Below are 15,978 nucleotides of genomic sequence, written 5' to 3'. Positions count from 1 at the left end.
CGCAGCCGCAGGCCGGATGTCAGGGTCCATCACGATGTTCCCCGCGCGGTGGCAGCCACACCTGTACGCCGTTGCCAAGGCGCAGCACGCGCACATGCAGTTGCGTGGCCAGCTGGTCGCGATTGCTGGCTGCACCGTCGGCACGGCCGAGCAGGGTGACCGGCTGCTGGCGCAGGCGCGCACCCACGATCCAAGTGTGCCCACCATGCCAGCGATCAAGGCCCTGGGTGACCTCGACCAGCGGTGCCGATACCCAATGCAGGCGCCGCTCGCGCCAGACCAGGGCACTGCTGTCTGCGGTTGTCACGGTTGCCGGCGCGTCTCCATTGAAGCGCAGCTGCTGACCCTCGCTGGCCTGCACGCTGGCGGTGCCCCTCTCTACGCGCACGCTGTGCTCGGTAACGGTGACCACGCTGCTGTTGCCCTGCACGGCAAGATCGAACGCGGTCCCCAGTGCAGTGACGGTGCCCTGTGATGTGTGTACCTGGAATGGCCGGTCGGCATCGGCAGCGACCTTGAACCAGGCCTGCCCCTTTTGCAGTTGCAGCTGGCGGCGTTGTGCGTCGACGCGCACGTGCACTTCGCTGCCCGGTGACAGCAGGACGTGCGAACCGTCTGGCAGGGCTTCATCACGGATCTCGCCGGCGGCGGTGCGCAGCACCTGCGCGGCAGGCGGCGATGCGTGGCGGCTGTATAGACCGAGTGCGCACAACAACAGCACCGCAATGCCGGCCTCGCGCAGGCGGCGGCGTTGCCGGTGTTGCTGCTGCCGCTGCAGGCTGGGCATCGCTGCACCCGCATGCCACAGCTGCTGCAGATGCTGGTACTGCGCGTCATGCCGCGGATCGGCCTGGCACCACTGCTCGAAAGCATTCTCGTCGCGCTCGCCGTCGTGGCCGTCGAGCCACCAACGTGCCGCTTCGCGCGCGATTGCGTCCTGGCTCATGCGCCGGGTACCTGCTGCAGGGCGACCAGGGCGCGTAACAGGTGGCCGTGCGCGGTCTGCCGGCTGATACCCAGTTGGCGGCCGATTTCGGCCAACGCCATCTGTTCCACCCGTGCCAGCAGGAAGACCTGGCGCGAACGGGGTGGCAGCGCGGCAATGACCGCATCAAGGTGGCGCAGCTGCTCGGCGTCGAGCAGACGTTGCTCCGGCAGTGGCGCAGGATCAGCAATGGCGAGCAGCTGCGCGTCATCCAGCGCCTCCTCGCGACGGCGCTGGCGTTGTCGGTAATGATCGGCGATCAGATTGTGGGCGACGCGGTACAGGTACGCGCGGCCATTGCTCAGCAGGCCACTGGCGGCGACTTTGACGACACGCAGCCAGGTTTCCTGGACGACGTCATCGGCGTCGCTGCGTTGCGGGAGTTTTCGGCGGACATGGGCGTGCAGCGGCCGGTAATGGGCCGCGCACAGCTGCGCAACATCCGTCGGTTCGACAGGCGTGGACACGGGGCGGGCGACAACTGGGAAAGGGAACAGCCCGCGGCGGCAAGGGCGGCGGCTGCACCTTACAGCAAAAGAGAATCATTTGCATCTACGAATGTGACATGGCACGCATGGCCGATCTCGGGGTCAGCGCGGGCGATAGTCGCAGTGGATCTGCAGTGCTTCGGTCGGGTTGTGATGCAGTTCGAAGCCACAGTGCTGCAGGCTTTGCTTCACCCGCGCGACGGCTTCTGCATGGCGGGCGACGCGCAGCTCCTGCCAGCGCGGCGGGGTGAATACGCCCATGGGCAGCAGCCGCAGCCGCTTGCCGTGGAGGATCAGTGATACATCGATATGACGACCATCGATGTCGTGGCCATTGGCGCCGAAGATGGCATCGATCTCATCGCGGCGCTGTGGGTAGCAGGTGCTGAACACCGCAATTCCGAGCCGTCGCACTGCGCGGCGGAAGCCACCGAGGCGGCTGTGGCTGGGTTCGAAGCCACGGGTGAGCAGCAGGCGCAGCCCGGCAGGCAGCATTGCCTGCGCGTCGAGCAGGCGTTGCAGTACCTCTTCTTCCAGTTGGATGCGGGTCGAGGGCCAGCGCGGGGCGATGAGCAGTCCGTGGTGGTTGCCGCGTTGCAGGGTCAGCATCCGTGAAGCTTCGCACGCGGCCGAACAGCCGGGGTAGTGCCGGCCGCTGGCCGGCAGATTCGGATGCCGGCCAGCGACCGGCACTACCATCGTCGGGTCAGATGTCGCGGTACTGGATCTGCGAAGCCAGCACGCGCAGGCCGTCGGCATTGCTGGACAGGATGCGCTCTTCGCCAACCCCTTTCTGCCGTTTCAGCTGGAAGCCCTGATCGGCGGGCAGCTGCGCGGCGATGGCGTCCATGCGCTGCAGGGCATCGGGGCCGCTGCAGTCGAAGTGGCCCCAGTAGGCGCCATCGCGGTGGATCTGCAGTCGGTAGTTCATCGCGGTATCTCCGGCAGGTCCTGCAGCCAGTGGTCGAACATCGCGGTGGCTGCGGCGGCCAGTGGCGCACCATAGCGACGCGCCTGTGCACGTAGGTCATTCGGATCGATGCCGGCGTGGGCCAGCTCCAGCGTGTGGCCGATCAGCCAACGTTCGAACTGGCGCGCGTCCAGTTCCGGATGGCATTGCAGCCCCAGTGCATGGTGGCCGATGGCGAAGGCCTGGTGGCGGCAGCCGGGCGTGCTGGCCAGGCGGCGTGCACCGGCCGGAAGCTCGAAGGCTTCACCGTGCCAGTGCAGTACCGGGATGCCCTGCAGGGCCTGCAGCGGTGAACGCTGGCCTTCATCGGTCAGCAGCAGTGGCGAAAAGCCGATTTCCTTGCCGCCACTGGGAGTGACACTGGCACCGAGTGCACGCGCCATCAGCTGTGCACCCAGGCAGATGCCCAGGGTCGGCCGCTGCTGCTGCAGGCGGTGCTGCAGCAGGGTGATGCTCTCGGCCAGGAATGGATAAGTGTCTACATCGTTGACACTGATCGGCCCACCAAGCACCACCAGCAGGTCGGCGGCGGCGGCCGGATCGAGCGTATCGATACCGGCCTGCAGCACCTGCAGCTGCCAGCCCTGCGCCAGCAGCAACGGTTGCAGGGTGCCGAGGTCTTCGAAAGCCACGTGTTGCAGGACGACCGCGTACTTCATGCCGGGCCTCCACTGCTCGGCCAGTAGAAGCTGTCAGGGGTGGCACGTGCACCAAAGATGGCCTGGCCGACACGGACCACGGTGGCACCTTCCTCGATGGCCACTTCGAAATCACCGGACATGCCCATCGACAACTGCGTCAGGTCGAGGCCGGGCGGGGCGGTGCGTTGCAGCTGGTCGCGCAGTTCGCGCAGGCGCACGAAGCAGGCACGCACGCGCTCGACCTCGGGGGTGAAGATGGCCAGGGTCATCAGGCCACGTACGCGCAGGCGATCGAACGCCGGCAGCTGCTGTACGAAGGCCTCGACAGCATCGGGTTCCAGACCGTACTTGCTGGGTTCGGCGGACGTGTTGACCTGCACGAACACATCCAGCGTGCGCTCTTCCAGCTGCAGGCGCTGCTGCAGTGCTTCGGCAACGCGCAGGCTGTCCAGCGCCTGGAATTCGCTCGCGAAACGCGCTACGTAGCGCGCCTTGTTGGTCTGCAGATGGCCGATCACCGACCAGTGCACGCCAAGGTCGGCCATTGTCTCGGCCTTGCGTTGTGCTTCCTGCACCTTGTTCTCGCCGAGTTCGTGGCAGCCAGCGGCCACCGCCATGCGGATGCGGGCGTCGTCGACGGTCTTGCTGACCGGCAGCAGGCGCACGCTGGCCGGGTCCCGGCCGACGCGGGCGCAGGCATCGGCGATGCGTTGGCGCACCGTGACCAGGTTGGCGGCGATCTGTTCAACGGACTGGGCGACGGGCCAGTCGGCAGCGGCAAGGGGCATTCGGGCACCTCCAATGCAGGGTGGCCAGGGTGGGATACACTGGCACAGGACAAGGTATATTTTGGCATAGGACAAAATGAAAATCACCGGGCATAGCGCCGAGTCGATCTTCGACAGCATCCGCGACGGCATCGGCAAGGGCCGCCTGCCGGCCGGCAGCGTGCTGCCGCCGGTGCGTGAGCTGGCCGAGCAGCTGGGGGTGAACCGCAACACCGTGGCCGCTGCCTACAAGCGCCTGGATGCGGCGGGCCTGGCCAGTACGGCCGGTCGCCGCGGCACGGTGGTGCGTGGCCTGCCGCCGACGCTGGCGCGCGAGGGCAGTACGCCTGGGCTGGCCCTGCAGGATCTGGCCGGTGGCAACCCGGATCCGCGCCTGTTGCCCAACCTGCGCCTGGCCCCGGCTGCACCACGGCTGTATGGCGTGGGCACGGTCGACCCGAGATTGCAGGCGCTGGCGCGGGCCTCGATGGATGCGGACTGCCCCGAGGGCTATGCGCTGGAACTGACCCATGGTGCGGTCGACGGCATCGAACGTCTGCTGGCGGCGTGGCTGCTGCCGGGGGATCGCATCGCGGTGGAGGATCCCTGCTTCCTCGGCAGCCTCAACGTGCTCAACGCTGTGGGCCACGTGCCGTTGCCGGTGGCGGTGGACGCGCATGGCATGCAGGTCGAATCGCTGCGTGCGGCGCTGGAGGCCGGTGCACGCGCGGTGCTGCTGACCCCGCGGGCACACAACCCGACCGGCGCCAGCCTGGATGCGAAGCGGGCACGGGCGTTGCGCCAGTTGTTGGCGGCCTACCCGCAGGTGGCGGTGCTGATCGACGATCACTACGCGCTGCTCTCGCAGCAGGTCTATCACTCGGTGCTGCCACTGGATGGCCGGCGCTGGGCGCTGCTGCGCTCGCTGTCCAAACCGCTTGGCCCGGACCTGCGGCTGGCCTGGCTGGCCTGCGATGAAGAGACCGCGATGCGGTTGCGGCTGCGATTGGCGTCCGGTACCGGCTGGGTCAGTCACCTGCTGCAGGATGCGGCGACCTCGGTGCTGTCGTCGGCGGCACAGCGGGCGAAGATCGCTTCGGCAGGTGAGCGTTACCAGCAGCGCTTGCGCTCGCTGCAGGAGTTGCTGCATGCGCGTGGCGTGCCGACACCGTTGCCGATGGAAGGATTGAACTTGTGGCTGCCGTTGCAGGCGGACAGCCATCCGCAGGTGTTGGCGCTGGCCGCGCGCGGATGGCATGTGCGTGCAGGCGAGGTGTTCGCGGTGGCTGCACCGGGACATGGCCTGCGCATCACCTGTGCAGCGCTGGGGACGACGCAGCTGCGGCAGCTGGCCGATGACCTGGCGGCGGTGTGCGGTCTGTAGCGTCGAGTCATGCTCGACTTTGCTTCGCCTTTGTAGAGCCGAGCCATGCTCGGCTGTTGTTGGTAGAAGCAGTCGAGCATGGCTCGACTCTACAAAAGCAGATCAGGGCGCGGCGTTGGCGCCGGGGCGCACGTAGTAGGACTGGCCGCTGTCATCGACGAACATCAGCTCCGGCTTGCCCTGCCAGGAGGTGAGCATGGCGCCGGTGTTGTTCTGGTGCTTGACCATCAGGCTGGCGCCGCGGTCCGGGTTGGCGACGACCTTGAACACTTCGGTGGTGCCGGTGGCATCGTCCAGGGTCAGCAGGGCTTCGCCACCGCGGTCGCTGGTGCCGTAGCCGCCGCGTTCGGAACCATCGGGACCGAGCAGGATCAGGCCTGACAGGGCGGTGGCACGCGGTCCCTGGGTGCGGCCCTGGCTGAGCGGATCGGGAACCGGTGCGCCGAGGATCACCCGCGGCTGGCCGTTTGCATCGTGAATGACCAGACCGCGTGCTTCGATGATGCGTTGTGGCGATTGGCTGCGATGCAGGCTCCAGGCGGTCCAGCCGGAAACAAGCAGGGCAAGGGTCGAGACCAGCAGGGTGGTCAGCAGCAGTGCACGGGGCATCGGGTCGTCCTTCCTTGGATGTGCCGACGATAGCGGATGCGGACCGGCAATGGCCAGTTCGTTGTGTGACGTTGTGTATCGTCAGTGGAAATCGCGGCTGTGGCTGCGTAGTCCCTGCAGCAGCTCATCCAGGCAATGCATGCGCTGCACGATGACGTGCTGGACGCCATCGACGCGTTCCAGGCGGCCATCGATCTGCATCAGCTGGGTATCGACCAGCACCCGGTGCTGGCGATCGGCCAGGTGCCGCCAGACCACGGCGTTGACCATGCCGGTCTCGTCTTCCAGGGTGAGGAAGGTGACGCCACTGGCGGTCTGCGGGCGCTGGCGCATGCGTACCAGGCCGGCGATGCGCACGCGACGGCCATGGCCATGCCCGGCCAGTTGTGCAGCGTCCAGGCAGCCGCGGCTGCGCAGCTGCACGCGCAGGAACGAGATCGGATGGCGGCCAAGGGTGGTGCCGGTGCTGCGGTAATCGGCCTGCATGTCGTCCCACGCGCTGGGCAGGGGCAACGGCACGCGGGCTTCGGCGGTGGCGCGGGCCTGGTCGAACAACGGCAGGCGGTTTTCCACGCCGGAGATGTCCCAGCGTGCGCGATGGCGATGGCCGCTGAGCCCACGCAGTGCACCAGCATCGGCCAGCAGGCCCTGCTGACGGCGGTCCAGAGCGGTCCGCTGGCACAGGTCGCCGACATCGTCGAACGGGCGCCGCGCACGTTCGCGCATGATGGCCTGTACGGCGGGCTCGTTGCAGCCATCGACCAGGCGTAGACCGAGCCGTATCGCTGCCGGCCCTTTACTGAAATCCAGGGTGCAGTCCCAGTCGCTGTGGCGCACGTCCACCGGCAGCACGTGGATGCCATGCCGGCGCGCATCCTGCAGCAGCTGGTCGGGGCTGTAGAAACCCAGTGGCTGGCTGTTGATCAGGCTGGCGGCGAACGCGGCCGGGTGGTGGCACTTCAGCCAGCAGCTGGCATAGGTCAGCAGGGCGAAACTGGCGGCATGGCTTTCCGGGAAACCGTAATCGCCGAAGCCCTTGATCTGTTCGAACAGGTGCTCGCCGTATTCGCGGCTGAAGTTGTTTTCCATCATGCCAGCCAGCAGCTTTTCGCGGTGCGGTTCCAGGCCGCCACGGCGCTTCCAGGCGGCCATTGAGCGGCGCAGTGCATCGGCTTCACCGGGTTTATAGCCGGCCGCTTCCACCGCCAGCTGCATCACCTGTTCCTGGAACAGTGGTACGCCCAGGGTGCGTGCGAACACGCGCTCCAGTCGTGCTGGATAGAGCGGGTTGTCCGGATCATTCAACGCATCCGGGCCTTTTTCGCGCAGGATTCGTCGGCGTTCCAGGTAGGGGTGGACCATGTCGCCCTGGATCGGGCCGGGGCGCACGATCGCGACTTCGATCACCAGATCGTAGAAATTGCGCGGTTGCATGCGGGGCAGCATCGCCATCTGTGCGCGCGACTCGATCTGGAACACGCCGATGGTGTCGGCGGTGCAGATCATGTCGTAGGTGGGTTTGTCGTCATCCTCGATCGCATCCATGCGTCCACTGTGCAGGCCATGCTGCTTCAGCATCGCCAGGCACTTGCGGATGGCGGTGAGCATGCCCAGCGCCAGGCAGTCGACCTTCATCAGGCCGGTGGCATCCAGATCGTCCTTGTCCCATTGGATGACGGTGCGGTCGGCCATCGCCGCGTTCTCCACCGGCACCAGGGTCGACAGCGGGTGCTCGGAAATCACGAAACCGCCCGGGTGCTGCGACAGGTGGCGCGGGAAGTCGATCAGCTCGGCGGTCAGCGCCAGCAGCCGCCGCATCAGCGGTGTTTCCGGATCGAAGCCGCGCTCGCGCAGGGTCTCCGGCAGCGGTACGTGGCCGCCCCAATGGTCCATCGCCGCGCCCAGTTCGTTGACCTGGTCCATCGGCAGGCCCAGCGCGCGGGCGACATCGCGGATCGCGCTGCGGCCGCGGTAGCTGATTGCCACCGCAGTCAACGCGGCGCGTTCGCGGCCATAGCGGTTGAACACGTACTGCAGTACTTCCTCGCGGCGCTCGTGCTCGAAGTCGATGTCGATATCCGGTGGTTCATCGCGCTCGGCGGAGATGAAGCGCTCGAACAGCAGGTTGCTGCGCGCCGGATCGATTTCGGTCACACCCAGCACGAAGCACACCGCGGAGTTGGCCGCCGAGCCACGGCCCTGGCAGAGGATGTCCTGGCTGCGCGCGAAGCGCACGATGTCCTGCACAGTGAGGAAGTAGGAGGCGTAGTTCTTCTGCTTGATCAACGCCAGTTCGTGCTCGATCTGCGTGCGTTGCGCCGGTTCGATGCCGCCTTTCCAGCGCCACGGGATGCCGCGTTCGACCAGCACGCGCAGCCAGCTGTCCGGGTCGTGGCCTTCGGGCACCAGCTCGCGCGGATAGGTGTACTGCAGCTGCTCCAGGGTGAAATGGCAGCGCTCGGCGATGTGCAGGGTCTCGGCCAGCAGGGCAGGTGGGTACAGCTGGGCCAGTGCGGTGCGCGGGCGCAGATGGCGCTCGCCGTTGGGAAACAGGCGCCAGCCGGCTTCGGCCACGCTGCAACGGTGGCGGATCGCGGTCAGCGTGTCCTGCAGGGCGCGGCGGCGTCGCACGTGCATGTGCACATCGCCACTGGCGACCAGCGGCAGGCGGTGGCGTTCGCCGAAGGCCTGCAGCTGCTGCAGGCGGCGTGCGTCGTCGTGTTCGTGGTGCAGTTCCACCGCCAGCCATAGCCGATCATCGAAGCCGGCGCGCAGCAGTTCCAGATCGGTGGCCGCCGGTTGCCGGTCCAGCCACAGGCACAGCAGGCCGTTGGGCAGGCCGAGCAGATCGTCGCGCAGGCAGCGGTACTCGCCCTTGGCCGCGCGCCGTCGGCAGGTGGTGATCAACTGGCAGAGCCCGGCATAGGCGGCCTGGTCGGTGCACAGCAGGGCCAGCTTCGGCCCATCCTCGACCTGGAATTCGGCGCCGATGATCAGCGCCACGCCATGCGTCTTCGCTGCCTGCCAGGCGCGCACGATGCCGGCCAGCGAGCATTCGTCGGTGATCGCCAGTGCCCGGTAACCCTGGCCGGCGGCGCGCGCGAACAGTTCTTCGGCGATCGAGGCGCCGCGCTGGAAACTGAAGGCAGACAGGCAGTGCAGTTCGGCGTAGCCGGGCAGTTCGCTGTGCATGGCGGCTCAGCCGAACCAGCCGTGCAGCATCCACGGCGCCTGCGGATCGTTGCGCTCACGGAAAGCCCAGCCGCGCTGGCCGTGTGCGGTTTCCACCACGTAGTAGTCGCGGCGCGCGTCGGCCTGGTCCCACCAGCCCGATTCGATCCGCTCCGGTCCGGTGACGATGCGCAGCCGCGGATCACGCAGCGGTTGCGGGGTGTCCAGCAACCAGCCGGGGCGCAGCGGCCAGTACGACGGAGGCTTGGCTGGCGGCTGGGTGCCACTGGCGCGTTCGGGGCGATGGTCGGCCTGCACTGCCAGCGGCTGCACGGCGTCATCGCCCAGCCGCGCGCGCAGGCGCTCGCGCAGCTGGTTCCAGGGCATCGCCTGTGCCGGCCGGGTATCGAACAGGTCACGCGCGGCGGGTACGAACGGTGGCAGCTGCTCGGCCTGCAGGCGCAGTGCGCGGCTGCCGGCCGGCAGGGCGAACGCTTCCATGCGGTTGCGTGCGATTTCGAACAGCAGCGCGGGATCGCGCTCGGGCGCCAGCAGGCCGATGGTCAACACGCTGGCTGGCAGCAGGTCATGCTCGAAATGCAGGTCGAAGCGCTGCACGCCGCCATCGCGCGAACACAGGAACGCAGCCAGGTCCAACAGCAGGCGACGCAGCGGGAACAACAGGGCCTGGCTGGATTCGATCTCGTACTCGAATTCGATGCGCGCATCGAAACGGTCCGGTGGCTGGTAGTAGCACAGTGGCGCAGTGGGTAGCCCACGCAGTGCATCCAGCTGCTGCAGCACGTCAGGTGCGAAGCGCCGGGCCAGGCTGTCGCGCGGCAGCTGGAGCACCGGGCCCAACGTGCGCAGGCCGGAGCGGCCGAGCACGGTCACCGCGTCGCTGGGCAGGCCGCAGCGCGGCAACGGCAGTTGTGCCAGTGCCGCTGGAAGCTGCTGCGCATCGATGCCGAGGCCGTCGTGGACGTTGGCCAGCACGCGCGCGGCATGCGCGGTCGGCGCGGCCACCAGACGGTGGCGAAAACCCAGCTCATGCAGTTCACCGCGCAGGCGCTTCTGGATCGTCAGCCAGTCACCGAACAGGGCACGACTGGCGCCGATCTCCATGACCAGCGCATGCGGGAAGTCGAGGCTGACCTGCGAGCTGTAGGCATAGGCCCAGCTGGCCAGCAGCTGGCGGGTGTGCTGTTCGGCGGTGGGATCGTAGTCGTGCAGATGCATGTCCTGCACCAGTACCTGCGCGGCCGACAGCAGCATGCCCGGGCGCAGTCCCACCGCACGGGCGGCAGGACTGACCGCACGCAGCACGCGACGCTGCGCCGGCCCCTGCAGCAGCACCAGCGGCCGCTGCGGGTCCGGCTGCAGGCGCAGCACGCTGTCCAGCGCCAGCTGCGGCAACAACAGGCAGGCCCAGTGCATGGCGCGGCCTCAGTGGGCGATGGCCAGCGGCAACGGCTGCGCCGGCGGCAGCCCGCCACGGCACTTCAGTACCCGTACCTGGCCGTGGTCGAGCTGCAGGCGCAGGCTGGCCGGGGAGGGATTGCGCGCCGCCTGCGCCTCGCGGAACACGAAACCCAGGCACTGGCCGCTGTCGGCAGCCACCTGCAGCCGGCGCAGTGAGCGGTCATCGGCCTGGTGTGGCCAGCACAGCACCGCCGCACAGGCGGCGGAGCGCAGGCACTGTTCGGTGGCCCATAGGGCCTGTTTCGGTGTGGCGTGGATGATCTGCAGCTGGGCCAGGTCCAGTCCGGCCGCTGCCCAGGCTGGGGCATGCGGGCGATAGGGTGGGGCGACCAGCACGATCGGACGGTCGCGCTGGCTCAGCTTGGCCAGCGCCGGCCAGACCAGCGCCAGCTCACCCACCCCGGGCGCCGCCTGCAGTACCTCGCACAGCCCGCTGGCCGGCCAGCCGCCGCCGGGCAGGCGTGCGTCCAGTGCCGGGTGGCCGCTGGCCAGGTGGTCACTGGCCGGTCCCTGGCGGGCCGGGCCACGCCACAGCTGGCGCCCGTCCAGCAGCCGGTCGAGGGCGACGACGGCACCCATCAGCCGGTCCTCCTGGGGAGGCGCCGGGCGAGCTGGAAACGGCAGGAATGGGCGGAAACAGCGGGCATGGCGCGAGTATCGACGGGCCGGTATCAGGGGCTGAGACCGGACATGCTACTCGCCTTGTGAGTAGAATTACTAATGAAATCGGAGGGTCGGGTTTCAGGTTGCTGAAGGGGTAAAGCATCCACGCATGGCGTGGATCTACTGGACAGAGCCCCGGTGAATCCATGCCGCAGCTCGGTAGATCCACGCCATGCGTGGATAGGAGAACGGTGCCGACCCAGGTCGGCACCTGCCCCGCCGGCGACCATCCAAATCGGCCGTTTCGCTCGCCGGGCATGGCCCGGCGCTACCCAGGCCGTGGCCCGCGTTTCCCAGTCAGGGGCGGACCGGCAACGCGACCGGGCGCAGCGGCGCGGCATCGCCGCCACGGATCTTCAGCGGGCCGCCGATGAAGGCGAACTCGTAGACCTTGTCGCGGGCCAGTTCGTCCAGCGCCACCAGCTCGATGATCGGCGCGCCCTGCTGGGCCAGCAGGTAGGTGTGCAGCGGCACGTAGTCGTCAGACACCTCCGAGGGGAAGGTCTCGAAGCTGAGGTTGTCGGCGCCGACGATCATCGCGCCGCTGTCCTCCACCAGGAAGCGCGCCGCGTCCAGACCCATGCCCGGCGGGTTGGCCATGTAGGCCTTGGGCTGTTCGAACAGGCGCATGCGGCCGGTGCGGATCAGCACCACGTCGCCCTGCTGCAGTTTCACCTTCTGGCGTGCCAGCGCATCCTTCAGGTCCTGGCGGGTGACGCGGTAGCTGTCCGGCAGCATGTCCACGCCCTTGGCGGCGGCCACGTCGATCAGCACGCCACGCGCGATCAGCGGTGGGAATTTCTCGATGCCGGTGACATTCCAGCCACGGTCGCCGAGGTGCTTGTCGGCCTCGAAGCCGTTCCAGATCTTTCCATGGATGCCGAAGTGGTTCAGCGCATCGATGTGGGTGCCGGTGTGGCTGTACATCGAGAACGCGGTGCCGGTGTAGCTGCGGGTGAGGTTCATGGTTTCGCCCACGCCCATCGGGTCGTCCATCACCGTGCCGCGCGGGGTGTGGGTCATCCAGAACTGGTAGTGCGGGTCGCCGGCATCCTGCCAGCTGGGCATGCCGACGTAGTATTCGGTGGCCAGGTCATAGGCCTTGCCGCCGCTGACCCGCGACAGGATCGCCGCACGCGAGGCCTCGGTGATCAGGTTGAGGCGGCCGATCTCGTCCTTCGGCCCCCAGGGGCTGGTACCGACCTGCTGGCCGGAGGGAACGCGTTCGTGCGCGGACACGGTGGTGGAAGCGGCGGTGCCGGCCAGCAGCAGGGCCAGCGCGGTGGCCAGGGTACGTGGGGTCATGGGGAATCTCCTTGTGGGGTGAGGGATGGTGCGGCTCAGGCCGCGACCAGGTGCGACAGGGCCTGGCGCAGGTGTGGCAGCGGCAGGGTCTGCAGGCGCAGGCCGTTTCCGCCGATCACGGTGGGAATGGAACGGATGCCGAGGGCAGCGGCTTCGGCACGATCGGCCTGCACGTGCTGGCGTACTGCGTCGCTGCGCATGTGGTCAGCGAAGGCGCCACGTGGATGGCCCAGCGATTCGGCGATATCCAGCAGTACTTCGGCGTCGCCGACGTTGCGGTGCTGGTGCAGGTGCGCCCACTGCACGGCATCGAACATCGCGCCATGGGCATCATTGCCGCCGAGCATGCCGGCGGCCTGGCAGGCCAGTGCGCCGAGCCAGCCGGACGGATACTCGAAGTCCTGTGCGCGCATGCCTTCGATATCGATGCGCGCGGTGTCTTCATGCGCGGCGCAGTCGGTCCAGTGGCGCAGGATGATCGCCTTGGCGCGCTCCATCGAGCCGAACACCTCGACCATCTGCGCGCGCGAGTCCTGCAGCACGAAGCTGCGGTGGCGCACCTGGATGCCGAGTTCGGCCGAGACCTGCTGCAGGCGCGGGGCCAGCACGAAGCACCAGCCGCAGACCACGTCGTGGAAGAAATCGACCACCGGCGCTGCGGTGGCGGGGGAAGGAACGGAAGACATCTGCCTGCCATCGGTGAGAGGGGAGGCGGCAGATTAGGCAGCGCGGCGCGGCTGAAACAGCACGCCGCGGGCAGCTCAGTTTTCGCTGGTGGTTACGAATCCAGGCCGGCGCAGCCGGGCAGCTCGGCGTGCAGGAAATCGATGAAGGCGCGTACCTTGGGCTGCAGGTGGCGCGACGTGGGGTAGACCGCATGCACGAAGCGCGGCGGATAGCGGTGGTCGGGCAGCACCTGCTGCAGTTCGCCACGGGCCAGCGCCGGTGCCGCCAGGAACGAGGGCAGGGCGCCGATGCCCATGCCGGCCACCAGCAGGTCGCGCAGCAGCAGGCTGTTGTTGACGGTGACGCGCGCCGGCAGGGTGATCGTCACCTGGCCATCGGGGCCGAGCAGCGGCCAGCTGCCGGGCGAGTCGGACAGGCTGTAGGCCAGCACGCTGTGTGCCTGCAGATCGTCCACCGCCTGCGGTGCCGGATGCTGCCGCAGGTAGGACGGGGCCGCGCACAGCACCTGCTGCAGCGAGGCCAGGCGCCGTGCCACCAGCCGCGAGTCATCCAGTTCGGCGCGCAGCCGCAGCGATACATCGAAACCCTCACCGACTGCATCGAGCAGGCGATCTTCCATCACCAGATCCAACGACAGTTGCGGATGCTGCTGCAAGAAGCGTGGCAGCAGCGACGACAGCGTGCTCAGCGCGAATGACTGCGGCGCGTTCACGCGCAGGCGCCCGGCCACGTCGCCGCGCTGTTCGGCGATGCCGCGTTCCAGCGCCTCCAGCTCGTCGAGCAGGCGGCAGCATTCGCGGTAATAGGCGTGGCCGGTCTCGGTCAGGCTCATGCGCCGCGTGGTCCGCTGCAGCAGTACCACGCCCAGATGCGCTTCCAGCGTGCGCAGCTGCTTGCTGAGCCCGGCCGGCGACATGCCCAGGTCTTCGGCAGCGCGGGCCAGCCCGCCGCGTTCGACGATGCGGCGGAAGGCACGCATCAGGTTGAAGGAATCCATGCCGGCCCCGGGCGCGATGAGGGCGCCATTGTAGATCCACGCCATGCGTGGATGTGGGAAACGCGGCGCCGACCAAGGTCGGCGTCTACCAGGTGCGCGCGGGTTGCGCCGTTTGTTCAAGCCGGCACCCCATACGCCACGCCAGCATGCAGGCCCCTCACTTTCCGGGTTGCCCATGAAGCACTGGATGCTCCGCCTGTATGCCCCGCTGTTCCTGCTGGGTTTCGTTGCCACTGCCGCCGTCTGGGTCGGCCACTGCCACGGTGATCCGTTGTGGCTGCTGGCCTTGCTGGCGGCCGCCATCGCGGTCTCGTTCGCCGCCGAGCGTGCCTGGCCGTACGATCCCGCGTTCAACCACGACCACGGCGACAGCCTGCGTGACACCCTGCATGCACTGGTCAACGAAAGCCTGAACCTGCTGTCGATCGCCGCGGTGCCGCTGTTGGCGGCAATCATTCCGTGGCAGTTGTGGCCGGTGCAGTGGCCGTTCGTGCTGCAGGTACTGTTGGCTGTCGTCTGCGCCGACCTTGGCATCACCCTGGTGCACTACGCCAGCCATCGCATCGGCTGGTTGTGGCGGCTGCATGCGGTGCATCACAGCGTCACCCGCATGTATGGTTTCAACGGCCTGATGAAACACCCACTGCACCAGGCGGCCGAAGCAGTGGGCGGCGTACTGCCGCTGCTGCTGTTGGGCCTGCCGATGCCGGTGGCGGCGGTGCTGGCGTTCGCCATTGCCATCCAGCTGTTGCTGCAGCACTCCAACGTGGACATGCGTCCCGGCGTGCTGGGCCGGGTGATGGCCTGGGCGCCGCTGCACCGCTTCCACCACATGCGTTACGGCACCGCTGGCGACGTCAACTTCGGCCTGTTCCTGACCGTCTGGGATCACCTGCTGGGGACCGCCTTCGATGCGCCGGGCTATCGGCTGCAGCAACGCGATCTCGGTATCGGCAGCCAACCGGACTATCCGCGCGATTATCCGGGGCAGCTGCTGGCGCCGTTCCGCGAATTGCCGCATGGCGAGGTGCCGGAGCTGCCGGAAGGTCTGCGCAGGCGCGAATGATCGAACATGTCAGGTCGCGTGCAGCTGCAGGCCCTGCAGCTGCGCGGCACCGATGCCGAACATGCGGCGCAGGCTGCGCGACAGATGGGCCAGATCGGCGAATCCAGCGGCATGCGCACTGTCGGTCAGGCTGTGTCCGCGCAGATGATGCATGAGCGCGTTGCGCAGCCGTTGCCACAGCACCCAGCCGCGCAGGGTCACTGCCAGATCGGACTGGAAACGCCGGTGCAGCTGGCTGGTCGACAGGTGCGCCGCTTCGGCGATATCGGCGGCTGGTACCGGGCCAGGCAGGTGCTGGACGATACGGGCCAACGCCGCCTGCACGCGACGATCCAGCGGTTGCGGGCGGCTCAGCCGTGGCAGCCAGTCGCGCAGCTCCAGCGCGTTGCCCGGCAGCGCGTGCAGGTGCTGCTGGATCTGTGCGGGATCGGCATGCGCCGGCTCGAGGAACACCGTGCAGCCCGCTTCCGGCGCCGACAGGATCGCGTGCGTCTGGAAGGAGGGCAGCCACAGCCGTTGGCCCTGCTGCCGTACGCCATCGACCTCGACCTGCCAGGGTGCACCGTCGCTGAGCAGCAGTTGATGGGCGTAGTGCGCGTGCGCGGCGCTGTCACCGGCATGACCGTGAAGCACGGCGGCGTGCGCATCCAGCAGCAACGTGCCATTCCAGGGTAGGGCGGGGGAGGACATGGAGGGATTGTAGATCCACGCCATGCGTGGATGACTTGCACCCGGTGCCCCAAGACCGATATCCACGCATGGC

The 15,978-nt window shown here is 68.0% G+C and carries 16 protein-coding genes; 2 read left to right on the top strand and 14 right to left on the bottom strand.

Annotated features, from left to right (window positions below):
- Positions 1-19: 19 nt before the first annotated feature.
- From ABR323_RS05255 to ABR323_RS05230, 6 genes are all read right to left on the bottom strand, one after another.
- On the bottom strand, positions 20-946 hold the full coding sequence (locus tag ABR323_RS05255; protein WP_439448512.1) for a FecR family protein: 927 nt from the start codon (positions 944-946) through the stop codon (positions 20-22).
- Positions 943-1,452: an RNA polymerase sigma factor gene (locus ABR323_RS05250; RefSeq protein WP_100442227.1), complete on the bottom strand. Its 510-nt coding sequence runs from the start codon at positions 1,450-1,452 to the stop codon at positions 943-945. Before ABR323_RS05250 ends, ABR323_RS05255 begins: the two co-directional genes overlap by 4 nt.
- A gap of 123 nt (positions 1,453-1,575) precedes the next feature.
- Positions 1,576-2,082: a hypothetical protein gene (locus tag ABR323_RS05245; protein WP_135274172.1), complete on the bottom strand. Its 507-nt coding sequence runs from the start codon at positions 2,080-2,082 to the stop codon at positions 1,576-1,578.
- Positions 2,083-2,179: 97 nt separating this feature from the next.
- Complete coding sequence (locus tag ABR323_RS05240; protein WP_019336453.1) at positions 2,180-2,404, bottom strand: hypothetical protein; 225 nt, start codon at positions 2,402-2,404, stop codon at positions 2,180-2,182.
- Complete coding sequence (locus ABR323_RS05235; protein WP_439448511.1) at positions 2,401-3,102, bottom strand: glutamine amidotransferase; 702 nt, start codon at positions 3,100-3,102, stop codon at positions 2,401-2,403. The genes ABR323_RS05240 and ABR323_RS05235 overlap by 4 nt, the downstream gene beginning before the upstream one ends.
- Entirely contained in the window at positions 3,099-3,872 is a 774-nt protein-coding gene (locus ABR323_RS05230) for a YggS family pyridoxal phosphate-dependent enzyme (RefSeq protein WP_439448510.1), read from the bottom strand. Before ABR323_RS05230 ends, ABR323_RS05235 begins: the two co-directional genes overlap by 4 nt.
- Before the next feature lie 76 nt (positions 3,873-3,948).
- On the opposite strand from ABR323_RS05230, the gene ptsJ reads away from it, so the two are divergent.
- Positions 3,949-5,235 carry a transcriptional regulator PtsJ gene (gene ptsJ, locus ABR323_RS05225; RefSeq protein ID WP_439448509.1) on the top strand — a complete coding sequence of 429 codons (1,287 nt, stop codon included), beginning with the start codon at positions 3,949-3,951 and terminating at the stop codon, positions 5,233-5,235.
- 102 nt (positions 5,236-5,337) lie between these two features.
- On the opposite strand, the gene ABR323_RS05220 is transcribed toward ptsJ, so the two are convergent.
- The 7 genes from ABR323_RS05220 to ABR323_RS05190 form a co-directional block, all read right to left on the bottom strand.
- Positions 5,338-5,844, bottom strand: a complete 507-nt coding sequence (locus ABR323_RS05220) for a hypothetical protein (protein ID WP_135274168.1) — start codon at positions 5,842-5,844, stop codon at positions 5,338-5,340.
- A gap of 81 nt (positions 5,845-5,925) precedes the next feature.
- Positions 5,926-9,036, bottom strand: a complete 3,111-nt coding sequence (locus ABR323_RS05215; protein WP_439448508.1) for an error-prone DNA polymerase — start codon at positions 9,034-9,036, stop codon at positions 5,926-5,928.
- Between the two features lie 6 nt (positions 9,037-9,042).
- Positions 9,043-10,452 carry a Y-family DNA polymerase gene (locus ABR323_RS05210; RefSeq protein ID WP_439448507.1) on the bottom strand — a complete coding sequence of 470 codons (1,410 nt, stop codon included), beginning with the start codon at positions 10,450-10,452 and terminating at the stop codon, positions 9,043-9,045.
- 9 nt (positions 10,453-10,461) lie between these two features.
- Positions 10,462-11,076, bottom strand: a complete 615-nt coding sequence (imuA, locus tag ABR323_RS05205) for a translesion DNA synthesis-associated protein ImuA (RefSeq protein WP_065724547.1) — start codon at positions 11,074-11,076, stop codon at positions 10,462-10,464.
- Between the two features lie 381 nt (positions 11,077-11,457).
- Positions 11,458-12,465, bottom strand: coding sequence for a cyclase family protein (locus ABR323_RS05200; protein ID WP_005410050.1), 1,008 nt, complete (start codon positions 12,463-12,465; stop codon positions 11,458-11,460).
- Between the two features lie 35 nt (positions 12,466-12,500).
- Positions 12,501-13,151, bottom strand: coding sequence for a DsbA family oxidoreductase (locus tag ABR323_RS05195; protein ID WP_439448506.1), 651 nt, complete (start codon positions 13,149-13,151; stop codon positions 12,501-12,503).
- A 92-nt stretch (positions 13,152-13,243) separates the two neighbouring features.
- Positions 13,244-14,194 (bottom strand): LysR family transcriptional regulator, encoded by a 951-nt coding sequence (locus ABR323_RS05190; RefSeq protein ID WP_439448505.1) that lies wholly within the window; start codon positions 14,192-14,194, stop codon positions 13,244-13,246.
- A gap of 142 nt (positions 14,195-14,336) precedes the next feature.
- Between ABR323_RS05190 and ABR323_RS05185 the strand changes: the two genes are divergently transcribed.
- Positions 14,337-15,215 carry a sterol desaturase family protein gene (locus tag ABR323_RS05185; RefSeq protein ID WP_439448504.1) on the top strand — a complete coding sequence of 293 codons (879 nt, stop codon included), beginning with the start codon at positions 14,337-14,339 and terminating at the stop codon, positions 15,213-15,215.
- A 9-nt stretch (positions 15,216-15,224) separates the two neighbouring features.
- Here the strand turns inward: ABR323_RS05185 and ABR323_RS05180 are convergent, their stop codons facing one another.
- Complete coding sequence (locus ABR323_RS05180) at positions 15,225-15,929, bottom strand: helix-turn-helix domain-containing protein (protein WP_439448503.1); 705 nt, start codon at positions 15,927-15,929, stop codon at positions 15,225-15,227.
- Positions 15,930-15,978: the final 49 nt, after the last annotated feature.

Source organism: Stenotrophomonas sp. ATs4 (genome assembly GCF_051861585.1).
In the GTDB taxonomy this organism is placed as follows: Bacteria; Pseudomonadota; Gammaproteobacteria; order Xanthomonadales; family Xanthomonadaceae; genus Stenotrophomonas; species Stenotrophomonas maltophilia_AS.
The sequence above is the reverse complement of the archived record's forward strand: the minus strand, read 5'-3'. Positions and strand labels throughout refer to the sequence as shown.

What these genes read in the sequence shown, in the direction of transcription:
- ABR323_RS05180 (WP_439448503.1), bottom strand. Translation starts at nt 15,929, where the DNA reads ATGGCGTGGATCTACAATCCCTCCATGTCCTCCCCCGCCCTACCCTGG.
- imuA (WP_065724547.1), bottom strand. Translation starts at nt 11,076, where the DNA reads ATGGGTGCCGTCGTCGCCCTCGACCGGCTGCTGGACGGGCGCCAGCTG.
- ABR323_RS05220 (WP_135274168.1), bottom strand. Translation starts at nt 5,844, where the DNA reads ATGCCCCGTGCACTGCTGCTGACCACCCTGCTGGTCTCGACCCTTGCC.
- ABR323_RS05235 (WP_439448511.1), bottom strand. Translation starts at nt 3,102, where the DNA reads ATGAAGTACGCGGTCGTCCTGCAACACGTGGCTTTCGAAGACCTCGGC.
- ABR323_RS05240 (WP_019336453.1), bottom strand. Translation starts at nt 2,404, where the DNA reads ATGAACTACCGACTGCAGATCCACCGCGATGGCGCCTACTGGGGCCAC.
- ABR323_RS05245 (WP_135274172.1), bottom strand. Translation starts at nt 2,082, where the DNA reads ATGCTGACCCTGCAACGCGGCAACCACCACGGACTGCTCATCGCCCCG.
- ptsJ (WP_439448509.1), top strand. Translation starts at nt 3,949, where the DNA reads ATGAAAATCACCGGGCATAGCGCCGAGTCGATCTTCGACAGCATCCGC.
- ABR323_RS05200 (WP_005410050.1), bottom strand. Translation starts at nt 12,465, where the DNA reads ATGACCCCACGTACCCTGGCCACCGCGCTGGCCCTGCTGCTGGCCGGC.
- ABR323_RS05190 (WP_439448505.1), bottom strand. Translation starts at nt 14,194, where the DNA reads ATGGCGTGGATCTACAATGGCGCCCTCATCGCGCCCGGGGCCGGCATG.
- ABR323_RS05210 (WP_439448507.1), bottom strand. Translation starts at nt 10,452, where the DNA reads ATGCACTGGGCCTGCCTGTTGTTGCCGCAGCTGGCGCTGGACAGCGTG.
- ABR323_RS05230 (WP_439448510.1), bottom strand. Translation starts at nt 3,872, where the DNA reads ATGCCCCTTGCCGCTGCCGACTGGCCCGTCGCCCAGTCCGTTGAACAG.
- ABR323_RS05255 (WP_439448512.1), bottom strand. Translation starts at nt 946, where the DNA reads ATGAGCCAGGACGCAATCGCGCGCGAAGCGGCACGTTGGTGGCTCGAC.
- ABR323_RS05215 (WP_439448508.1), bottom strand. Translation starts at nt 9,036, where the DNA reads ATGCACAGCGAACTGCCCGGCTACGCCGAACTGCACTGCCTGTCTGCC.
- ABR323_RS05185 (WP_439448504.1), top strand. Translation starts at nt 14,337, where the DNA reads ATGCTCCGCCTGTATGCCCCGCTGTTCCTGCTGGGTTTCGTTGCCACT.
- ABR323_RS05195 (WP_439448506.1), bottom strand. Translation starts at nt 13,151, where the DNA reads ATGTCTTCCGTTCCTTCCCCCGCCACCGCAGCGCCGGTGGTCGATTTC.